At 59.9% G+C, this 17,053-nt stretch carries 17 protein-coding genes and 3 tRNA genes; 9 read left to right on the top strand and 11 right to left on the bottom strand.

What is annotated here, in order from left to right:
- The first annotated feature begins 2 nt into the window (after positions 1 to 2).
- Both mmsB and ACR0NY_RS01925 read left to right on the top strand, forming a co-directional pair.
- On the top strand, positions 3 to 875 hold the full coding sequence (gene mmsB, locus ACR0NY_RS01930; RefSeq protein ID WP_170338801.1) for a 3-hydroxyisobutyrate dehydrogenase: 873 nt from the start codon (positions 3 to 5) through the stop codon (positions 873 to 875).
- A 102-nt stretch (positions 876 to 977) separates the two neighbouring features.
- The gene (locus ACR0NY_RS01925) at positions 978 to 1,367 is read left to right on the top strand and encodes a hypothetical protein (protein WP_170338803.1); all 390 of its coding nucleotides are present in this window, start codon (positions 978 to 980) and stop codon (positions 1,365 to 1,367) included.
- A 12-nt stretch (positions 1,368 to 1,379) separates the two neighbouring features.
- Here ACR0NY_RS01925 and uvrA read toward each other — a convergent pair whose 3' ends face one another.
- The 5 genes from uvrA to ACR0NY_RS01900 form a co-directional block, all read right to left on the bottom strand.
- Positions 1,380 to 4,238 carry an excinuclease ABC subunit UvrA gene (uvrA, locus tag ACR0NY_RS01920; RefSeq protein WP_170368388.1) on the bottom strand — a complete coding sequence of 953 codons (2,859 nt, stop codon included), beginning with the start codon at positions 4,236 to 4,238 and terminating at the stop codon, positions 1,380 to 1,382.
- Between the two features lie 104 nt (positions 4,239 to 4,342).
- Positions 4,343 to 4,912, bottom strand: a complete 570-nt coding sequence (locus tag ACR0NY_RS01915) for a methyltransferase domain-containing protein (protein WP_170368387.1) — start codon at positions 4,910 to 4,912, stop codon at positions 4,343 to 4,345.
- A gap of 92 nt (positions 4,913 to 5,004) precedes the next feature.
- A tRNA-Asp gene (locus ACR0NY_RS01910) sits at positions 5,005 to 5,081 on the bottom strand.
- Between the two features lie 50 nt (positions 5,082 to 5,131).
- Positions 5,132 to 5,208 (bottom strand) — tRNA-Asp (locus ACR0NY_RS01905).
- Between the two features lie 210 nt (positions 5,209 to 5,418).
- Positions 5,419 to 5,553, bottom strand: a complete 135-nt coding sequence (locus ACR0NY_RS01900) for a hypothetical protein (protein ID WP_260065949.1) — start codon at positions 5,551 to 5,553, stop codon at positions 5,419 to 5,421.
- Between the two features lie 211 nt (positions 5,554 to 5,764).
- On the opposite strand from ACR0NY_RS01900, the gene ACR0NY_RS01895 reads away from it, so the two are divergent.
- Positions 5,765 to 5,839: transfer RNA gene (locus tag ACR0NY_RS01895), tRNA-Val, on the top strand.
- A gap of 93 nt (positions 5,840 to 5,932) precedes the next feature.
- The gene (locus ACR0NY_RS01890; RefSeq protein WP_170368386.1) at positions 5,933 to 7,516 is read left to right on the top strand and encodes an APC family permease; all 1,584 of its coding nucleotides are present in this window, start codon (positions 5,933 to 5,935) and stop codon (positions 7,514 to 7,516) included.
- Between the two features lie 47 nt (positions 7,517 to 7,563).
- Here the strand turns inward: ACR0NY_RS01890 and lon are convergent, their stop codons facing one another.
- The 3 genes from lon to ACR0NY_RS01875 form a co-directional block, all read right to left on the bottom strand.
- Positions 7,564 to 9,972, bottom strand: a complete 2,409-nt coding sequence (lon, locus tag ACR0NY_RS01885; protein ID WP_170368385.1) for an endopeptidase La — start codon at positions 9,970 to 9,972, stop codon at positions 7,564 to 7,566.
- A 214-nt stretch (positions 9,973 to 10,186) separates the two neighbouring features.
- A complete protein-coding gene (gene tgt / locus ACR0NY_RS01880; RefSeq protein ID WP_170363557.1) occupies positions 10,187 to 11,317 on the bottom strand; it encodes a tRNA guanosine(34) transglycosylase Tgt in 1,131 nt (376 codons plus the stop codon).
- A 63-nt stretch (positions 11,318 to 11,380) separates the two neighbouring features.
- Positions 11,381 to 12,292: a nucleoside hydrolase gene (locus tag ACR0NY_RS01875; RefSeq protein ID WP_170338814.1), complete on the bottom strand. Its 912-nt coding sequence runs from the start codon at positions 12,290 to 12,292 to the stop codon at positions 11,381 to 11,383.
- A gap of 175 nt (positions 12,293 to 12,467) precedes the next feature.
- Here ACR0NY_RS01875 and ACR0NY_RS01870 point away from each other — a divergent pair, with 175 nt between their 5' ends.
- The 3 genes from ACR0NY_RS01870 to ACR0NY_RS01860 all read left to right on the top strand — a co-directional run bounded on the left by ACR0NY_RS01870 (position 12,468) and on the right by ACR0NY_RS01860 (position 14,094).
- The gene (locus tag ACR0NY_RS01870) at positions 12,468 to 13,358 is read left to right on the top strand and encodes an SPFH domain-containing protein (protein WP_170338815.1); all 891 of its coding nucleotides are present in this window, start codon (positions 12,468 to 12,470) and stop codon (positions 13,356 to 13,358) included.
- A complete protein-coding gene (locus tag ACR0NY_RS01865) occupies positions 13,358 to 13,636 on the top strand; it encodes an NfeD family protein (protein ID WP_093962948.1) in 279 nt (92 codons plus the stop codon). Before ACR0NY_RS01870 ends, ACR0NY_RS01865 begins: the two co-directional genes overlap by 1 nt.
- 95 nt (positions 13,637 to 13,731) lie before the next feature.
- The gene (locus ACR0NY_RS01860) at positions 13,732 to 14,094 is read left to right on the top strand and encodes an SUF system Fe-S cluster assembly protein (protein WP_093961939.1); all 363 of its coding nucleotides are present in this window, start codon (positions 13,732 to 13,734) and stop codon (positions 14,092 to 14,094) included.
- Positions 14,095 to 14,357: 263 nt separating this feature from the next.
- Here the strand turns inward: ACR0NY_RS01860 and ACR0NY_RS01855 are convergent, their stop codons facing one another.
- A complete protein-coding gene (locus tag ACR0NY_RS01855; RefSeq protein ID WP_254432872.1) occupies positions 14,358 to 14,690 on the bottom strand; it encodes a hypothetical protein in 333 nt (110 codons plus the stop codon).
- 171 nt (positions 14,691 to 14,861) lie between these two features.
- On the opposite strand from ACR0NY_RS01855, the gene ACR0NY_RS01850 reads away from it, so the two are divergent.
- Positions 14,862 to 15,227 carry a HesB/IscA family protein gene (locus tag ACR0NY_RS01850; protein ID WP_170338817.1) on the top strand — a complete coding sequence of 122 codons (366 nt, stop codon included), beginning with the start codon at positions 14,862 to 14,864 and terminating at the stop codon, positions 15,225 to 15,227.
- A 180-nt stretch (positions 15,228 to 15,407) separates the two neighbouring features.
- Positions 15,408 to 16,157, top strand: a complete 750-nt coding sequence (gene tpiA / locus ACR0NY_RS01845; RefSeq protein WP_170368384.1) for a triose-phosphate isomerase — start codon at positions 15,408 to 15,410, stop codon at positions 16,155 to 16,157.
- 15 nt (positions 16,158 to 16,172) lie between these two features.
- Here tpiA and ACR0NY_RS01840 read toward each other — a convergent pair whose 3' ends face one another.
- Entirely contained in the window at positions 16,173 to 16,706 is a 534-nt protein-coding gene (locus tag ACR0NY_RS01840; RefSeq protein ID WP_254432871.1) for a nucleoside deaminase, read from the bottom strand.
- Positions 16,699 to 17,010 carry a DMT family transporter gene (locus ACR0NY_RS01835; protein WP_170338823.1) on the bottom strand — a complete coding sequence of 104 codons (312 nt, stop codon included), beginning with the start codon at positions 17,008 to 17,010 and terminating at the stop codon, positions 16,699 to 16,701. Before ACR0NY_RS01835 ends, ACR0NY_RS01840 begins: the two co-directional genes overlap by 8 nt.
- Positions 17,011 to 17,053 lie beyond the last annotated feature (43 nt).

Below are 17,053 nucleotides of genomic sequence, written 5' to 3'. Positions count from 1 at the left end.
ACATGAAGATCGGATTCATTGGCCTGGGCAACATGGGCGCGCCGATGGCGGCCAATCTGGCCAAGGCCGGTCACGACGTGACCGGATTCGACACCGCGGGCGTGTCGGTCGAGGGCGTGACCAAGGCTGAAACGGCCATTGATGCTGTCCGCGGGGCCGAGGCGGTCATCACCATGCTGCCCAATGGCGACATCCTGCGCGCGGTGGCCGATCAGATCATTCCGCACATGGAGAAAGGCGCGGTGTTCATCGACTGCTCGACCGTCGATGTGGACAGCGCCCGCGCCGTGGCGAACCAGGCCGAACAGGCCGGGCTTCTGGCCGTGGACGCGCCCGTTTCGGGCGGAATCGGTGGCGCGGCCGCAGGCACGCTGACCTTCATGGCCGGTGGCTCGGACGCGGCCTTTGCCAAGGCGGCCCCGCTGTTCGAGATCATGGGCCAGAAGGCGGTGCATTGCGGCGCGGCGGGCGCCGGTCAGGCCGCCAAGATCTGCAACAACATGATCTTGGGCGTCACCATGATCGCCACTTGCGAGGCCTTTGCCTTGGCCGACAAGCTGGGCCTGGACCGGCAGAAGATGTTCGACGTGGTCAGCACTTCGTCTGGCTACAGCTGGAGCATGAATGCCTATTGCCCCGCCCCCGGTGTCGGGCCGCAGTCACCTGCCGACAACGGCTACAAGCCCGGTTTCGCTGCCGAGCTGATGCTCAAGGATCTGCGGCTCAGCCAGCAGGCCGCCGAAAGCGCCGATGCGGACACACCGATGGGCCAGATCGCCACTGCACTGTACGAACAGTTCGTCGAATCCGAAGACGGCAAGGGCATGGATTTCTCGGCCATGCTGCCCCGGTTCGAAAAGCGCGGCCGCAGCTGAGCTTGGGCGGCATTTCGCCGCCCAGGGCTTGCACTTCTGGCGGGCATTCCAAAATACTGGGAAAAGCGGCATGACGGCGCGACGAACCGAGGGGAACCGCCCATGAAGACACTGTTGAATATTGCACTGCTTGCCGGCCTGTCACTGACCCCGGTTTCGACGCTGGCTGACAACGGCAAAGGCAAGGGAAAGAACAAGGACACGTTCTCGGTCGAGCGCGTGGCCCCGCAGAAAGGCGCAAAATCCGTTGCCAACTGCCCGCCCGGGTTGGCCAAGAAGGCCGTGCCCTGCGTCCCGCCCGGCCAGGTCAAGAACTGGTACAAGGTCGGCGACCGGATTGATCGCGACTATGTCTGGATCGACGATCCGTACCGCTATGGTCTGAAACGCGGCGGCAACTACGTTCGCGCGGGCGACTACGTTTACAGCATTGACCCCGATACGCGCAAAGTGCTGAACCTGATCGGCGCGGTGGCCGATATTCTGTACTGACGCGCAGGCAGCCTACTCGGCCGCCACGCGTTCGGGGTTCAGCATCGGCTTGAGGTATCGCCCGGTGTGGCTGCGCTCACATTCGGCGACCTCTTCCGGGGTGCCCACGGCCACGATCTCGCCGCCGCCATCGCCACCCTCGGGGCCGATGTCGATGATCCAGTCGGCGGTTTTCACCACGTCCAGATTGTGCTCGATCACGACGACAGTATTGCCCTGATCGACCAGTTCATGCAGCACTTCCAACAGCTTGCGCACGTCTTCAAAATGCAGGCCGGTTGTGGGTTCGTCCAGAATGTACAAGGTCCGGCCCGTCGAACGTTTTGCCAGCTCTTTCGACAGCTTGACCCGCTGCGCCTCGCCGCCCGACAGAGTCGTAGCCTGCTGGCCGACCTTGATGTAGCCTAGCCCGACCCGTGCCAGCGCATCCATCTTGTCGCGGATCGAAGGTACGGCCTTGAAGAACTCCTGCGCGTCCTCAACCGTCATGTCCAGAACGTCGGCGATGGACTTTCCCTTGAACTTGATCTCGAGCGTCTCGCGGTTGTAGCGCGCACCCTTGCAGGTCTCGCAAGTAACATAGACGTCGGGCAAGAAATGCATCTCAATCTTGATGACCCCGTCGCCCTGGCAGGCCTCGCAGCGCCCGCCCTTGACGTTGAAGCTGAACCGCCCGGGCTTGTAGCCCCGCGCCTTCGCTTCGGGCAGCCCTGCGAACCAGTCGCGGATCGGGGTGAAGGCGCCGGTATAGGTGGCCGGGTTCGACCGTGGCGTGCGCCCGATGGGCCGCTGGTCGATGTCGATCACCTTGTCCAGATGTTCGAGCCCTTTGATCGTTTCGCAGGGCGCAGGCGTCTGACGCGCGCCGTTCAGACGCATCGAGGCGGTCTTGAACAGCGTCTCGATCGTCAAGGTCGACTTGCCGCCGCCGGACACTCCGGTCACGCAGACGAACTTGCCCAGCGGAAACTCGGCCGTCACGTCTTTGAGGTTGTTGCCCGAAGCCTTTGCAACCGTTACCTTTTTCTTGTTCCCCTTGCGCCGCTCTGCGGGCACCGGAATTTCCCGCGCCCCCGACAGATACTGCCCCGTGATCGAGGCCGCATCGGCCGCGATCTGCTCGGGTGTGCCGTGACTGACCACCTGCCCGCCATGCACGCCGGCACCGGGGCCGATGTCGAACACATAGTCGGCCTCGCGGATGGCTTCCTCGTCGTGTTCGACGACGATCACGGTATTGCCCTGATCGCGCAGGTTCTTCAACGTACCCAAAAGGCGGTCATTGTCGCGCTGATGCAGCCCGATCGAGGGTTCGTCCAGCACGTAAAGCACCCCGGTCAGGCCCGAGCCGATCTGGCTGGCCAGCCGGATGCGCTGGCTTTCGCCACCTGACAGGGTGCCACTTGAACGAGATAGCGTAAGGTACTCCAAACCTACGTTATTCAGAAATCCCAGCCGCTCGCGGATCTCTTTGAGAATCGCGCGGGCGATCTCGTTCTTCTGGGCGCTCAGGTGGTTCGGCGCGTCCTCTACCCAGGCCAGAGCCTCTTTGATCGACATCTCGACCACCTGGCCAACATGCAGCCCTGCGATCTTGACGGCCAACGCCTCGGGTCGCAGTCGATAACCCTCGCAGGTGTGGCAGGGACGGTTGTTCTGATACCGCTCGAATTCCTCGCGGATCCACGCGCTGTCGGTTTCGCGATAGCGGCGCTCCATGTTCGGGATCACGCCTTCAAAGCTGCGGGTCACCTGATAGACCCGTCCGCCTTCGTCATAGCGGAACTGGATTTCATCATCGCCCGAGCCATGCAGAAACACCTGCTGCACATGCGCCGGAAGGTCCTTCCACGGCGTGTTCTTGTCGAACTCATAGTGGCGCGCGATCGCCTCGATCGTCTGCAGGAAATAGGGCGACTTACCCTTGCGCCACGGGGCCAGCGCACCGTCATACAGTTTCAGCGTTTGATCGGGCACCACAAGCCGTTCGTCGAAAAACAGCTCGACCCCCAGCCCGTCGCAATCCGGGCAAGCCCCAAAAGGCGCGTTGAACGAAAACAGGCGCGGTTCGATCTCGGGGATGGTGAACCCACTGACCGGACAGGCAAAGTTCTCGGAGAACGTGATGCGCTCGGGCTCGCCCTCGCGCGGGGCGGTCTCCAGTATCGCGATGCCATCGGCCAGGTCCAGCGCGGTGCGCAGGCTGTCGGCCAGGCGGGTCTCCATCCCCTCGCGCACGACGATCCTGTCAACGACCACGTCGATGTCATGGCGGAACTTCTTGTCCAGCGTCGGCGGCTCGTCCAGTTCGTAGAACTGGCCATCGACCTTGACGCGCTGGAACCCCTGCTTGCGCAGTTCCAGAAACTCTTTCTTGTATTCACCCTTGCGGTCACGAACGATGGGCGCCAGCAGATAGCCTCGGGTGCCCTCCTCCATCGCAATGGTCCGGTCGACCATGTCCTGCACCTGCTGGGCTTCGATCGGCAAACCGGTGGCAGGGCTGTAGGGCGTGCCTGCGCGCGCGAACAGCAGGCGCAGATAATCATAGATCTCGGTCACCGTTCCCACGGTCGACCGCGGGTTCTTCGACGTGGTCTTCTGCTCGATCGAGATCGCTGGGGACAGGCCGCTGATGTGATCCACATCGGGCTTTTCCATCATGTCCAGAAACTGGCGCGCATAGGCTGACAGGCTTTCGACATAGCGGCGCTGGCCCTCGGCATAGATCGTGTCGAACGCCAAGGACGACTTGCCCGATCCGGACAGGCCCGTGACGACAACCAGCTGATCGCGCGGAATGTCCACGTCGATGTTTTTCAGGTTGTGCTCGCGCGCGCCGCGCACCTCGATATTCTTCAGCTCAGCCATCCAGGCCCCCAACACACAAGTGTCCTAGAGATAGGCGAGCGACGCTGAGTCTCCAACCGAAAAGTTAGAACAAAGTGTGAACGAGCAGATTTTCTCCGCTTGGGTCACCCGTCTTCGGGCTTTCGCGCCATGGCCCAGGCACAGATCGGAAAATCCGGGTCGTTTTCCAGACTGTCGGTTTCAGGGTCATAGACGGGCGGCCAGACCGGTTCGAGGTTGCGCAAAGCCGCCTGACGGTTGCCCCATTGTGCGGCCTGAATACTTTCCGGATCAAAGCCACATTCGGTCAGCAGGTTGCGCAATCCCCGCGCCGACCAGCGCGAACAGTCGTGCGGTGCGGCATGGAATGGGATGAAGAACGGCACGGCCAACCAAAACCACCCTCCCGGCCGCAGCATTTCGAGCACGTTCAGAGTGGCTTCATAGGGCCGGTCAAGATGTTCCCAGACCTGGTTGGCCAAGATCAGATCGAATTGTCGAACCTCAGCACGCTCATCCATCAGCGGGCCTTTGCAGATATCGTGCTGACGATGCCAGATCTGGGTATGGCTGCGAAACCCGAACTGCGTTCCCCATTTTCCCGAAATTTCGGCGCAATCCAGCGCCTCGGGCCCCAGACTCCCTATCCATTTCTTGCTTTGACGAACCATGACGACGCGGTTCAAGCTGACCATCGAAAACCCCGACTGCGTGCTACCTGCCGGGACCGATTGTCCAGAAAAGCAAAACTGTGTCCACAGGGAACGCAACGACTTTTGAGGAGAAGTGGCGCGGTTGACGGGGCTCGAACCCGCGACCCCCGGCGTGACAGGCCGGTACTCTAACCAACTGAGCTACAACCGCGCATTAGGGTCTATGTCGATCCGTTTGCCTGGATCAAAGGCTGGCAGCGATGGCGCGGTTGACGGGGCTCGAACCCGCGACCCCCGGCGTGACAGGCCGGTACTCTAACCAACTGAGCTACAACCGCCCGCTGCCCGTTCATTGCTGAACGTTGGGGTGTATTATGGCTACGCCCGGGCATCGTCAAGCGGCGTTTTCAAGTTTTTTGCACGAACCGGAAAATTTGTTCCCGAGCGCGTTTGGCATGCTCCTTTGGGATAGCGCCGGCGCGGAGACACCCTAACCCTTGGTTGCCATCGCCGAGCCGCAACAAAACGGCGAACTTGCCAACGAATAGTCAGACGGCAGATTCTACTGCTAACAATTGCCCTGCAAAATCCCCCTCGACACAAATCGCTTGGCTTTCATAGCCGTCCACGTTGCAGTCGTTTCCTAGTTCCGGGACGAATTCAGCGATCAGTGTCTGGTTCATACCAAGGCTTCATTTGTTTCGGTTTCAATCTGGCGCAGCTGGCTCGCTGCATTAACCGCATTTGGGCTGCGCCACTTGTTAGACGCTCAAAACTATCGGACAGGGAAAAAGCCCAGTCACAGGACCCAAACGGTCTTGTCCGGATATGGAAAAAAACCGCATGCCTCCCCTCTTGCAGCCGGATAGAAAGCACTGTAATACGCCGCCCTACGGGTGATTAGCTCAGTGGTAGAGCGCTTCGTTCACATCGAAGATGTCAGGAGTTCAAATCTCTTATCACCCACCATTCCCTCTTTTTCAACGCTTGATACGGATGAGACTCGGCGTCTATCCTTGAGTTCGGGCCGGTGCAGCACCGGCATGGCAATCAGGGACATGCATGGCCGAACTAAAGCGCGACATCGGCCTGGTGGGTCTGACATTCATATCTGTCGGAGGAATCATTGGCTCAGGCTGGCTGTTCGGGCCGCTTCTGGCCGTTCAGCACGCTGGCCCCGCGGCCGTTTTGTCCTGGATAATCGGGGCTGTGGCAATGTTCATTCTGGCCATCACATTCGCCGAAATCTCGGCCATGTTGCCGATCCCCGGAGGGATCGCCCGGGTTCCGCAGTTTTCACACGGCAATATCGTCGCCATGACGATGGGTTGGACTGCCTGGATCGGGTACAACACGACCGCTCCGATCGAGGTCGAGGCGATGCTGTCCTACCTCGCACCCTATGCACGCTGGCTGCATGCGCCATCTGGTGACCTGACCGCGCCCGGACAGGCTGTGGCCTTGGCATTCATGGTGTTCTTCGTCCTGATCAACATGCTTGGCGTAAAGTTCTTTGCGCGGGTCAACACAATGATAACAAGCGCAAAAGTGGCCATTCCAATCCTGTTGTCCGTGGTGCTGATCCTTTCACGTTTCAATGCCGAGAACTTCACGCAGCCCGAGGGGTTCGCACCGTATGGGCTCAAGGGAATAATGGCCGCCGTTTCGACCGGTGGTGTAATCTTCTCGTTCATCGGGTTCAGGCATGTGGTCGACATGGCAGGCGAGGTGCGAAACCCGAAATTCGACATTCCGGCGGCGCTTGTATTGTCGATCATCATGTGTGCGGCGATCTATCTGGGCCTGCAGATCGCTTTCATCGGCTCGCTCGACCCTCAGATGCTGGCGCAGGGCTGGGCCAAGCTGAGTTTTGCCGGAGAAGGCCCTTTGGACGGGGTCATAATGTCCGTTGGGATATTGTGGTTCATCAGCATCCTAAACGTCGGCTCGGTGATCGGACCGTTCGGAAACGCCCTCGTGGCCACCGGCTCGAACGCTCGGATCGCGATGGCCCTGTCGCAGAACGGGTTTCTGCCCGCGCGCATCCAACACCTGTCGGCATTTGGCGTGCCCATCTGGGCGCTGGTGCTCAACTTCCTGATTGGCACTCTTTTCCTTTTGACCATTCCCTTTGAGACGGTGATCGCCCTGAACGGGGCAGCGATCGTCCTGTCCTTCGCCGTCGGCCCCATCGCCGTTGTATGCCTGCGCAGCCTATTGCCAGACAGGCCCCGCTCGATCCGCGTTCCAGCGGTTGGTTTTGTCGGAATGCTGGCCTTTGCGATTGCAACTCTGATCGTCTACTGGAGCGGCTGGGATACGGTCTGGCGCCTGGGCATCACCCTTCTGATCGGACTGCTCCTGCTTTTGGCGCGGTTTCGGGGACGCCTGGAACAGATGGATCTCAAACAGGCCTTGTGGCTCGCGCCCTATCTGGCTGGACTGGGGTTGATCTCGTTTCTTGGTCAATTCGGAGACGGTGCGCTGCACCTGATCCCGTTCGGGTGGGACATCTTGTTGTGCACCCTGCTGTCATCGACCATTTTTTGGATCGCAGTCCGGTCCGCCCTGCCCCCTGAGAAATTCCAGCGCTACATAGACGAGGAAGAAGTTCTGGATCCATCAAAACCTGTAATCGGGCTTTGAATCAGAAAGAGCGGGGATTATTCCCCGCCCTTCTCGTTGTTTTCAGATCAGTGCGCCGTGGCTGAAGGTCCACTGTTATCCGAAGCCTTGGCCGCTGCGGCCGCGGCTTCTTCGGCGGCCTCGTCCCATTCGATCGGCTCAGGTTTGCGCACCAGTGCGCGCTCCAGAACTTCGGACACGTGCTTGACCGGGATGATCTCCAGCCCTTCCTTCACGTTGTCGGGGATGTCGGCCAGATCCTTCTCGTTCTCTTCCGGAATAAGCACCGTCTTGATGCCACCCCGCAAAGCTGCGAGCAGTTTCTCCTTCAACCCGCCGATCGGCATGGCGTTGCCACGCAGCGAAACTTCGCCCGTCATGGCGATGTCCTTGCGGACCGGGATACCGGTCAGAACCGACACGATCGAAGTCACCATCGCCAGGCCGGCGCTGGGTCCATCCTTGGGAGTCGCGCCGTCAGGCACGTGTACATGGATGTCGATCTTGTCGAACTGCGGCGGTTTGACCCCGATCTGAGGCGAAATCGACCGCACATAGGACGAAGCCGCGTCGATGGATTCCTTCATCACATCGCCCAGCTTGCCTGTGGTCTTCATCCGACCCTTGCCTGGCAGCTTCAACGCCTCGATATGCAGCAGGTCGCCACCGACCGAAGTCCAGGCCAGACCGGTCACAACGCCGACCTGATCATCCTGTTCAGCCAAACCGTAACGGAACTTGGGTACACCCAGGAACTCGTGCAGGTTCTCAGCCGTCACGACAACCCGGTCGGTCTCGTTCTTGATGATCCGGGTCAACGATTTGCGCGCCACCTTGGCAATCTCGCGCTCAAGATTCCGCACACCGGCCTCGCGGGTATAGGTGCGAATGATCGCGGTCAGCGCCTCATCGGTCAGCTCGAACTCTTTAGCCTTCAGCCCGTGGTTCTTCACCTGCTTCGAGATCAGGTGCTGCTTCGCGATTTCGCGCTTTTCGTCCTCGGTGTAGCCGGCCAGAGGAATGATCTCCATCCGGTCCAGAAGCGGCCCTGGCATGTTGTAGCTGTTCGACGTGGTCAGGAACATCACGTTCGACAGGTCGTATTCGACCTCAAGGTAGTGGTCCATGAACGTGCTGTTCTGTTCCGGGTCCAGCACCTCGAGCATGGCCGAAGCTGGATCACCACGGAAATCCTGCCCCATCTTGTCGATTTCATCGAGCAAGATCAGCGGGTTCGTGGTTTTCGCCTTTTTCAGCGCCTGAATGATCTTGCCGGGCATCGAGCCGATATAGGTCCGGCGGTGACCGCGGATCTCGGATTCATCGCGCACCCCACCCAACGAGATGCGGATGAACTCGCGCCCCGTGGCCTTGGCGACCGACTTCCCAAGCGAGGTCTTGCCCACGCCCGGAGGGCCGACAAGGCACATGATCGGGCCTTTCAGCTTCTTCGAGCGCTGCTGAACCGCCAGATACTCGACGATCCGCTCCTTGACCTTTTCGAGGCCATAGTGATCGGCATCGAGGATCTGCTGCGCCCGGCCAAGGTCTTTCTTGACCCGAGACTTGGTGCCCCAAGGCAGCGACAGGATCCAATCCAGATAGTTGCGCACCACGGTCGCTTCGGCCGACATCGGCGACATATTCTTGAGCTTTTTCAGCTCGCCTTCCGCCTTTTCGCGGGCTTCTTTCGAAAGCTTGGTCTCGGCGATCTTGGCTTCCAGTTCGGCGATCTCGTTCGCGCCGTCCTCGCCGTCGCCCAGCTCCTTCTGAATGGCCTTCATCTGCTCATTCAGATAGTATTCGCGCTGGGTCTTCTCCATCTGCGACTTGACGCGGGTCTTGATCTTCTTCTCGACCTGAAGAACCGACATCTCGCCCTGCATCAAGCCATAGACCTTTTCCAGACGCTCGCTGATGCTGAGCGTTTCCAGCAGGTCCTGCTTCTGTTCGACCTCGATGCCAAGGTGACCCGAAACCAAATCGGCCAGTTTCGCCGGATCGGTTGTCTCACTGACAGCGGTCAGGGCTTCTTCCGGGATGTTCTTGCGAACCTTGGCGTACCGCTCGAACTCATCGGCGACAGTGCGCAAAAGCGCCTGCGTCGTCGTAACGTCGCCGGGAATTTCGGTCAGGTATTCGGCGCGAGCCTCAAAGAATTCTTCATTCTCAATGAATTCAGAAATCTTGACGCGTGCCTGCCCTTCGACCAGCACTTTGACAGTGCCATCGGGCAGCTTGAGCAGCTGCAGGACATTTGCCAGAACGCCGCTGCGGTAGATACCGTCCTGGGTCGGGTCGTCGACGGAAGGGTCAACTTGACTGGACAGCAGAATTTGCTTGTCATCCTGCATCACCTCTTCCAGCGCGCGCACCGACTTTTCACGCCCCACGAACAGCGGGACGATCATGTGCGGAAACACGACAATGTCGCGCAGCGGCAGAACGGGGTATGAGGAATTAAGAGGCTCTTGCATGCTCTATCCTTATCATTGGCAAGATGGCACTGACCCCTGTTTCAGGCAGCCGTCGGCCATCTCCTTTCTCGGACGATAAAGGTGGGGCGCGGACCGCCCCATTTCAACCTCGTCGCCTTACCTGTACAAATCAGAATGGCCCGAGGTTTCCCCGACTGCAAGGCATCGCGGCAACATATCCACTGATTTTGACTTGGGTCGCCCAACACGCCCGTTAGAGCGGCTCGATATCACCCAGCGCCCGCTGCGCATGGAACTCGGCCTGCCAGACCTCGAATGCACCGGCGGCGATGGCGTCCCGCATACCCTGCATGATCTCTTGGAAATAATGCAGATTGTGCCAGGTCAGCAGCATGCCCGAAATCATTTCGTTGGCCCGGAATACATGGTGCAGGTAGGCGCGCGAGTAATTCGAGCAGGCTGGGCACGTGCACTGTTCGTCCAGCGGACGCGGATCGTCGGCGTGGCGGGCGTTCTTGATGTTCACGACCCCGCGGCGGGTGAACACCTGCCCCGTCCGTCCCGAGCGCGACGGCAGCACGCAATCCATCATGTCGATCCCGCGCGCCACGGCGCCCACGATGTCGTCGGGCTTGCCCACGCCCATCAGATAGCGCGGCTTATCGGTCGGCAGGAAATCAGGCGCATAGTCCAAACAGTCGAACATGGCCTCCTGCCCCTCGCCCACCGCGAGGCCACCAACGGCATATCCCTCGAACCCGATGGCCTTCAGCGCCTCGGCGCTTTCCTCGCGCAGGTCGCGCTCCAACCCGCCCTGCATGATCCCGAACAGCGCATGGCCGGGCCGATCGCCAAAGGCCTCGCGGGACCGTTCGGCCCACCGCATCGACAGGCGCATCGACTCGGCGATCCGATCGCGATCGGCGGGCAAGGCGGGGCATTCGTCGAAACACATCACGATGTCCGACCCCAGCAGGCGCTGGATCTCCATCGACCGCTCGGGTGTCAGCTCGTGCTTCGATCCGTCGATATGCGATTTGAAGGTCACGCCCTTCTCGGTCAGCTTGCGCAGACCCGCCAGCGACATCACCTGGAACCCGCCCGAGTCGGTCAGGATCGGGCGCTCCCAGTTCATGAACTTGTGCAGACCGCCCAAGCGGTCGATCCGTTCGGCCGTGGGCCGCAGCATCAGGTGATAGGTGTTGCCCAGCAGGATGTCGGCACCGGTGGCGCGCACGCTTTCGGGCATCATCGCCTTGACCGTCGCGGCCGTGCCAACGGGCATGAAGGCCGGCGTCCGCACTTCGCCCCGCGGCGTGTGGATTACGCCGGTGCGGGCCTTGCCGTCGGTGGCCTTCAATTCGAATGAGAAACGCTGGGTCATGTCATCGCCTCGGGTCGCTGAACCGGGCAGGCTTTGCCCGATCTGCCCGGCCAATGCAACCCGTCAGGGCAAGCTGGCAACCCTTTGCGTGAACAGGTCCACCACCTGCTGACCGACGACGTCACAGCACACCTGCAGCGGTGGGCGAGACGGGTCCGGCCGGGTTGCCCCAACCTCGGGCCCTTCGGTTACCACTTTCAAACCTGTTTCTTGAATTTCGAACATCGCACGGTGCGAACAGGCGATGACTGCGGTCGAGTCATGCAGACCGCAGCCATCCAATCCGGCAACATCGCGGTAGAAATTCAGATAGAACTGAGAGATATCGTTCAGAAATCCACCGATTTCAGGCGCGCGTCGCGCCAGTTCCCCGAAATCAGCCGCGCGATAGAGCGTTTTCAAGGTCACATCCAGGCCGACCAGAACCGTCGGAGCGGGCTGAGCGAACACCTCGTCTGCGGCTTTCGCATCGTGATAGATATTCGCCTCGGCGTGATCGGTGATGTTGCCGGAACAGAAGACTGCACCGCCCATAATGACCAACTGGCCGATGTTCTGAGCGAAATCCGGATCCAGACGCATCGCATTGGCAATGTTGGTCAGCGGCCCAACCGCGCACACCGTTAGGTCCTTCTTGTAGCGCCGGGCCATCTCGACCAGAAACTCGGCTGCACTCAGGTCGTGGTTCGCGCCGATCTCGGGCACATCGATTACATCGCCAAAACCCTCATCCCCATGCACGTGCCGAGAGGGCGTGTGTGCATCTGCTTCCCATGGAAACGCTGCGCCCTCCGCTACAGGTATGTCCAGCCCAAGCTTGTGAGCCAGAAACCGCGCGTTCCGGCTGGACTGCTGGACATGCGTATTGCCAAAGACCGTAGTCAGGCCAATAAGGTCAATTTCCGGAGCGGCGGCGGCGTAGGCGATCGCCATGGCATCGTCGATGCCGGGGTCTGTGTCTATAATCAGTTTCATTTCGCCCCGATAGCGCAATCAACGGCGGATGCAAAGCAGCCACAACCCGAAATCTCCGTGCTTTGTCCCAATTACCTTGCATGGATATCCTGTTCGGTTCATTTCATAGCTGAGTTGAAATTCAGCCCTTCAATCCCCAAGTGTATACCATTGTACACAAAAAATGAGGACAGAAATGACCGAAGACCAGATCATCGGACTGCTATCATCGAACATCATCTACCTGCTTGGGGCGGCCTTGGTCGTCGTCATCATCCTCAAGGGTATCAAGATCGTTCCACAATCCGAGAAATATGTGGTCGAACGGTTTGGACGCCTGCACTCTGTGCTGGGCCCCGGGATCAACTTTATCGTTCCTTTTCTGGACGTTGCCCGCCACAAGATATCCATCTTGGAACGTCAGCTGCCCAATGCGACGCAGGACGCAATCACCAAGGATAACGTCTTGGTGCAGATCGATACATCGGTCTTCTACCGTATCCTCGAGCCGGAAAAGACCGTTTACCGCATTCGCGACGTCGACGGCGCCATCGCAACGACCGTTGCTGGTATCGTGCGGGCCGAAATCGGCAAAATGGACCTGGACGAGGTTCAGTCAAATCGCGCGCAACTGATTGAACGCATTCAAGAAAGCGTCGAAACCGCGGTTGACGACTGGGGGATCGAGGTAACCCGCGCCGAAATTCTGGACGTGAACCTGGACCAGGCGACCCGCGACGCCATGCTTCAGCAGTTGAATGCCGAACGCGCCCGTCGCGCTCAGGTAACCGAAGCCGAGGGCCAGAAACGCGCGGTCGAACTGCAGGCCGACGCCGAGCTGTATGCGGCGGAACAAGCCGCCAAGGCACGTCGCGTGCAGGCGGACGCGGAAGCCTATGCAACCGGCGTCGTCGCAAAGGCCATCCAGGACAACGGGATCGAAGCCGCCCAGTATCAGGTCGCGCTGAAGCAAGTTGAGGCATTGAATGCGATGGGCAAAAGCGGAGGCAGCCAGACGATCGTCGTGCCCGCAAATGCGCTCGAAGCGTTTGGCGACGCCTTCAAAATGCTCAAAGGAGGCAAATGATGGCGGATCCGTTCTGGCTGACGTGGTGGGTATGGCTGGCAGCCGCACTGGCGCTGGGCATTCTGGAAGTGGCTTTGCCAGGTTTCATCTTCCTTGGCTTCGCTATCGGGGCGGCTATCACCGGCATCCTTCTGGTCATCCCCGGCTTGGCACCGAACCTGCCTGTCCTGCTTTTGATCTTCGCCACCTTGTCGTTGATCGCATGGCTCGTTCTGCGGCGCATGTTCGCGCTGCCACATGGGCAAGTCAGGACGTTTGACCACGACATCAACGACTGACCGGTGCGGCGCCCTGTAGCGGGGCGCCCTCCCCCCTCTGGACGCTGCCTTCAGCTTTCCCTATATAATTGCTCAGGTAACAACCCGAGGCATTCATGACCCACCCCAGCGAACAGCTTGAAGGCACGCCCCTGATTGCGCCTTCGACCGTTGAGCACCCTCTGTACGAATCCGTGGTCGAGGCCTGCAGGACTGTCTATGACCCTGAAATTCCGGTCAATATCTATGACCTTGGACTGATCTACACGATCGACATCAGCAGCGACAACGCCGTCAAGATCATCATGACCCTGACCGCTCCGGGTTGCCCGGTGGCCGGTGACATGCCCGGCTGGATCGTCGAGGCCATCGAGCCCGTTGCCGGGGTCAAGGAGGTGGATGTCGAACTGACCTGGGAACCACCCTGGGGCATGGAGATGATGTCCGACGAAGCCCGGCTGGAACTTGGCTTTATGTAAGGGCCTGCCGCGCTGAGCGCGTGGGAATTGTCACAAACCTGAAACCCAGTTGTCACGGATCGGTCGTCGAACCGTTACGTTGCTGCGCAACAAGTACAACGCGGGCTTCGCAGTCGGACCCGTCACAGGAACTCGGCAACTCAAATATCGCCCCAGGAGTCAATGGCGACCACGTTTGAGCGTCTACCGCCCCCCTGCCGAGGCTCTGCAATACTGGGCCGTTCTTGCCCGAGAGCGGCCCTATTTTACTCTCTGAGGTACACTCAGTTCACGTTGCACTGTGCTTTGATCTCGGCGGCGCGGTCGTCCAGTTTCTTGACATAGTCACCCGACAGCATCTGCAACCGCTTCTGTTCCGTTCCAGAGATCAATCCAAGCAACGCCCCGGCCGGCGTGATCGCGACCACACTTTCCGCCTGCTGATCCTCGGCATGTTTCTTTTCCGCCGCAATTGCGCGCAGGTCACCTTCGGCGGTCGAGCAATTCACCGGGTGCCGCTTGTGATCGCCCGCTGCATGAACGGCACTACCGGCCACCAGAAGAGCCAGAAACGCAACCTGCCGGCAAAAGCCAATCTTATTTGAAATCCGCAACATCATCGAAACCCACCTTGTTCTGCTGTCAATTCGATCTCATCGGCAAACCCTGCCCTCTGCCCGTACGGTACGGTCAAAACCGGCGATGAGCAAACTTGTGGCTCTGCGCTCTCTTGAGCCCGGGCCCTCGGGGCCTTAGATTAGGTATAACGCGCGAAAATGGAGACGACGATGTTCGGCATTCCCGGCAAACAGGCCGTGACGATGACGCCCAAAGCTGCAGAGCAGATCCTCCGCCTGATGACGTCGGGCGGCCATGCCGGTCTGCGGATTGGCGTCAAGAAAGGTGGCTGCGCCGGTATGGAATATACCATGGAGTATGTCGATCAGCCGGATCCGCATGACGAAGTGGTCGAACAGGATGGGGCGCGGGTCATGATCGCTCCGATGGCTCAGATGTTTCTGTTCGGAACCGAGATCGACTACGAGGTCTCGCTGCTGGAATCCGGGTTCAAGTTCAAGAATCCCAATGTCGTCGATGCCTGTGGCTGCGGCGAGTCGATCAAGTTCGACGAAAACCTGGCCGAACAGCGCTGAGTCACCTAAAGCCTGCAACGTTTGTGGGCGGGTGAACTGCCGCCTGCACCGTCTGGTTGAGTCCACCCAGATCGATCCGTCGCGCGACTCGCCCGCGCGCAGCCACCCAAGCGCAATTGTCAGACCTTGATCCGGGTGCTAACTGGATAGAAACGCACGAAAGATCACGGAGACCCCGCTATGCGACGCAGACTGGCAGCCGGAAACTGGAAAATGAACGGAACCGGGGCTGCTCTTTCCGAGTTGGACACGCTGACTGCGACGCACCCTTCTCCGACAGTCGATATTCTGATCTGCCCTCCGGCAACTTTGATCCACCGAGCCGCACAAGCCGTGCAAGGCTCGGGCGTCGCCATCGGCGGACAGGATTGCCACGCCGAAGTTTCGGGCGCCCATACGGGTGATCTGAGCGCCGAGATGCTGAAAGACGCCGGCGCGACCAGCGTAATCGTCGGGCATTCGGAACGGCGAGAAGACCACGGCGAGAAAGACGACGATATCCGCGCCAAGGCCCGGGCGGCCATGAACGCGGGCCTGACCACAATCATCTGCGTCGGCGAAAGTCTTGAACAGCGCGAAGCGGCCAATACGCTCGACATCATTGGCGGACAGTTGTCTGGATCGATCCCGGACCTTGCCACCGGAGAGAACCTCGTCGTGGCTTATGAACCGATCTGGGCCATCGGCACCGGCAAGGTTCCCACCCTGGAAGAAATCGGCGAAGTCCACGATTTCATTCGCGCCAGACTTGAACGGCGATTTGGCGAAGGTGTCGGCCGGTCGGTTCGTTTGCTCTATGGCGGTTCGGTCAAGCCGGATAACGCGGCGGAGATTTTCGGAGTGTCCAACGTGGACGGCGCGCTGGTCGGCGGTGCAAGCCTGAAGGCACGCGATTTCTCGGGCATCATTTCCGCGCTGGAACAGGCCTGACCAGTCGACTCACGCTCAGTCCGCGATGTCCTCGGCCCAAAGCTCGGGCTGTTCGGTCACGAACCTGCGCATCAGGGCGATGCAGTCCGGGTCTTCGGCCAAAACAACCTCGACCCCGCGGTCGCGCAGGAAATCTTCGTTGCCGCCGAAGTTTTTCGTGTCACCAATGACCACGCGTGGGATGCCGAACTGAACGATCGTTCCGGCGCACATCATGCAGGGAGACAGGGTGGTATACAGAACTGTATCTCTGTACGTCTTCTGCCGCCCGGCCTTGCGCAGCGCATCCATCTCGCCATGGGCGATCGGATCCCCCTGCTGAACCCTTTGGTTTCGGCCCTGCGAGATGATCGTGCCATTCCGAGCCAGTACAGATCCGATCGGGCAACCGCCCTCATCGAAACCGGCTTTGGCTTCTTGGTAAGCCACGCGCATCAGGCGCTTGTCGTCATCGGTCAGCATGTTGCGGCACTCGTTGGTTGCGGTGGTCAGGATGGTACCAGCCTGCCCACCGCGGGTGCCTGCGTCAACAACGGGCCAGTCACGCAAGTTTCATTGCGACCATGCCGGACACGATCAGCGTCGCCGCGATGACACGCAGCGGGGTCAGTGCCTCGCCCAGAAACATCACGCCAACCAGGAACGCACCGACCGCGCCGATACCCGTCCACAGCACGTAGGCGGTTCCCAGTGGCAAGGAGCGCATGGCAAGGGCCAGCAAACCGAACGAACCGAGCATCGCGCCCCCCATGACAACGGTTGGCCAAAGCCGCGTGAATCCAGCAGACTGCTTCATGGCAACTGCCCAGACGATTTCCAGCAAACCGGCAAAAAGAAGAAAGATCCAGGACATCAGGGACACCTCTATAAACTTCGGGTCGTCCCGAATGATCACC

The organism is Ruegeria sp. BJ5 (assembly GCF_056537865.1).
This window is presented reverse-complemented; position numbering and strand designations above follow the sequence as displayed.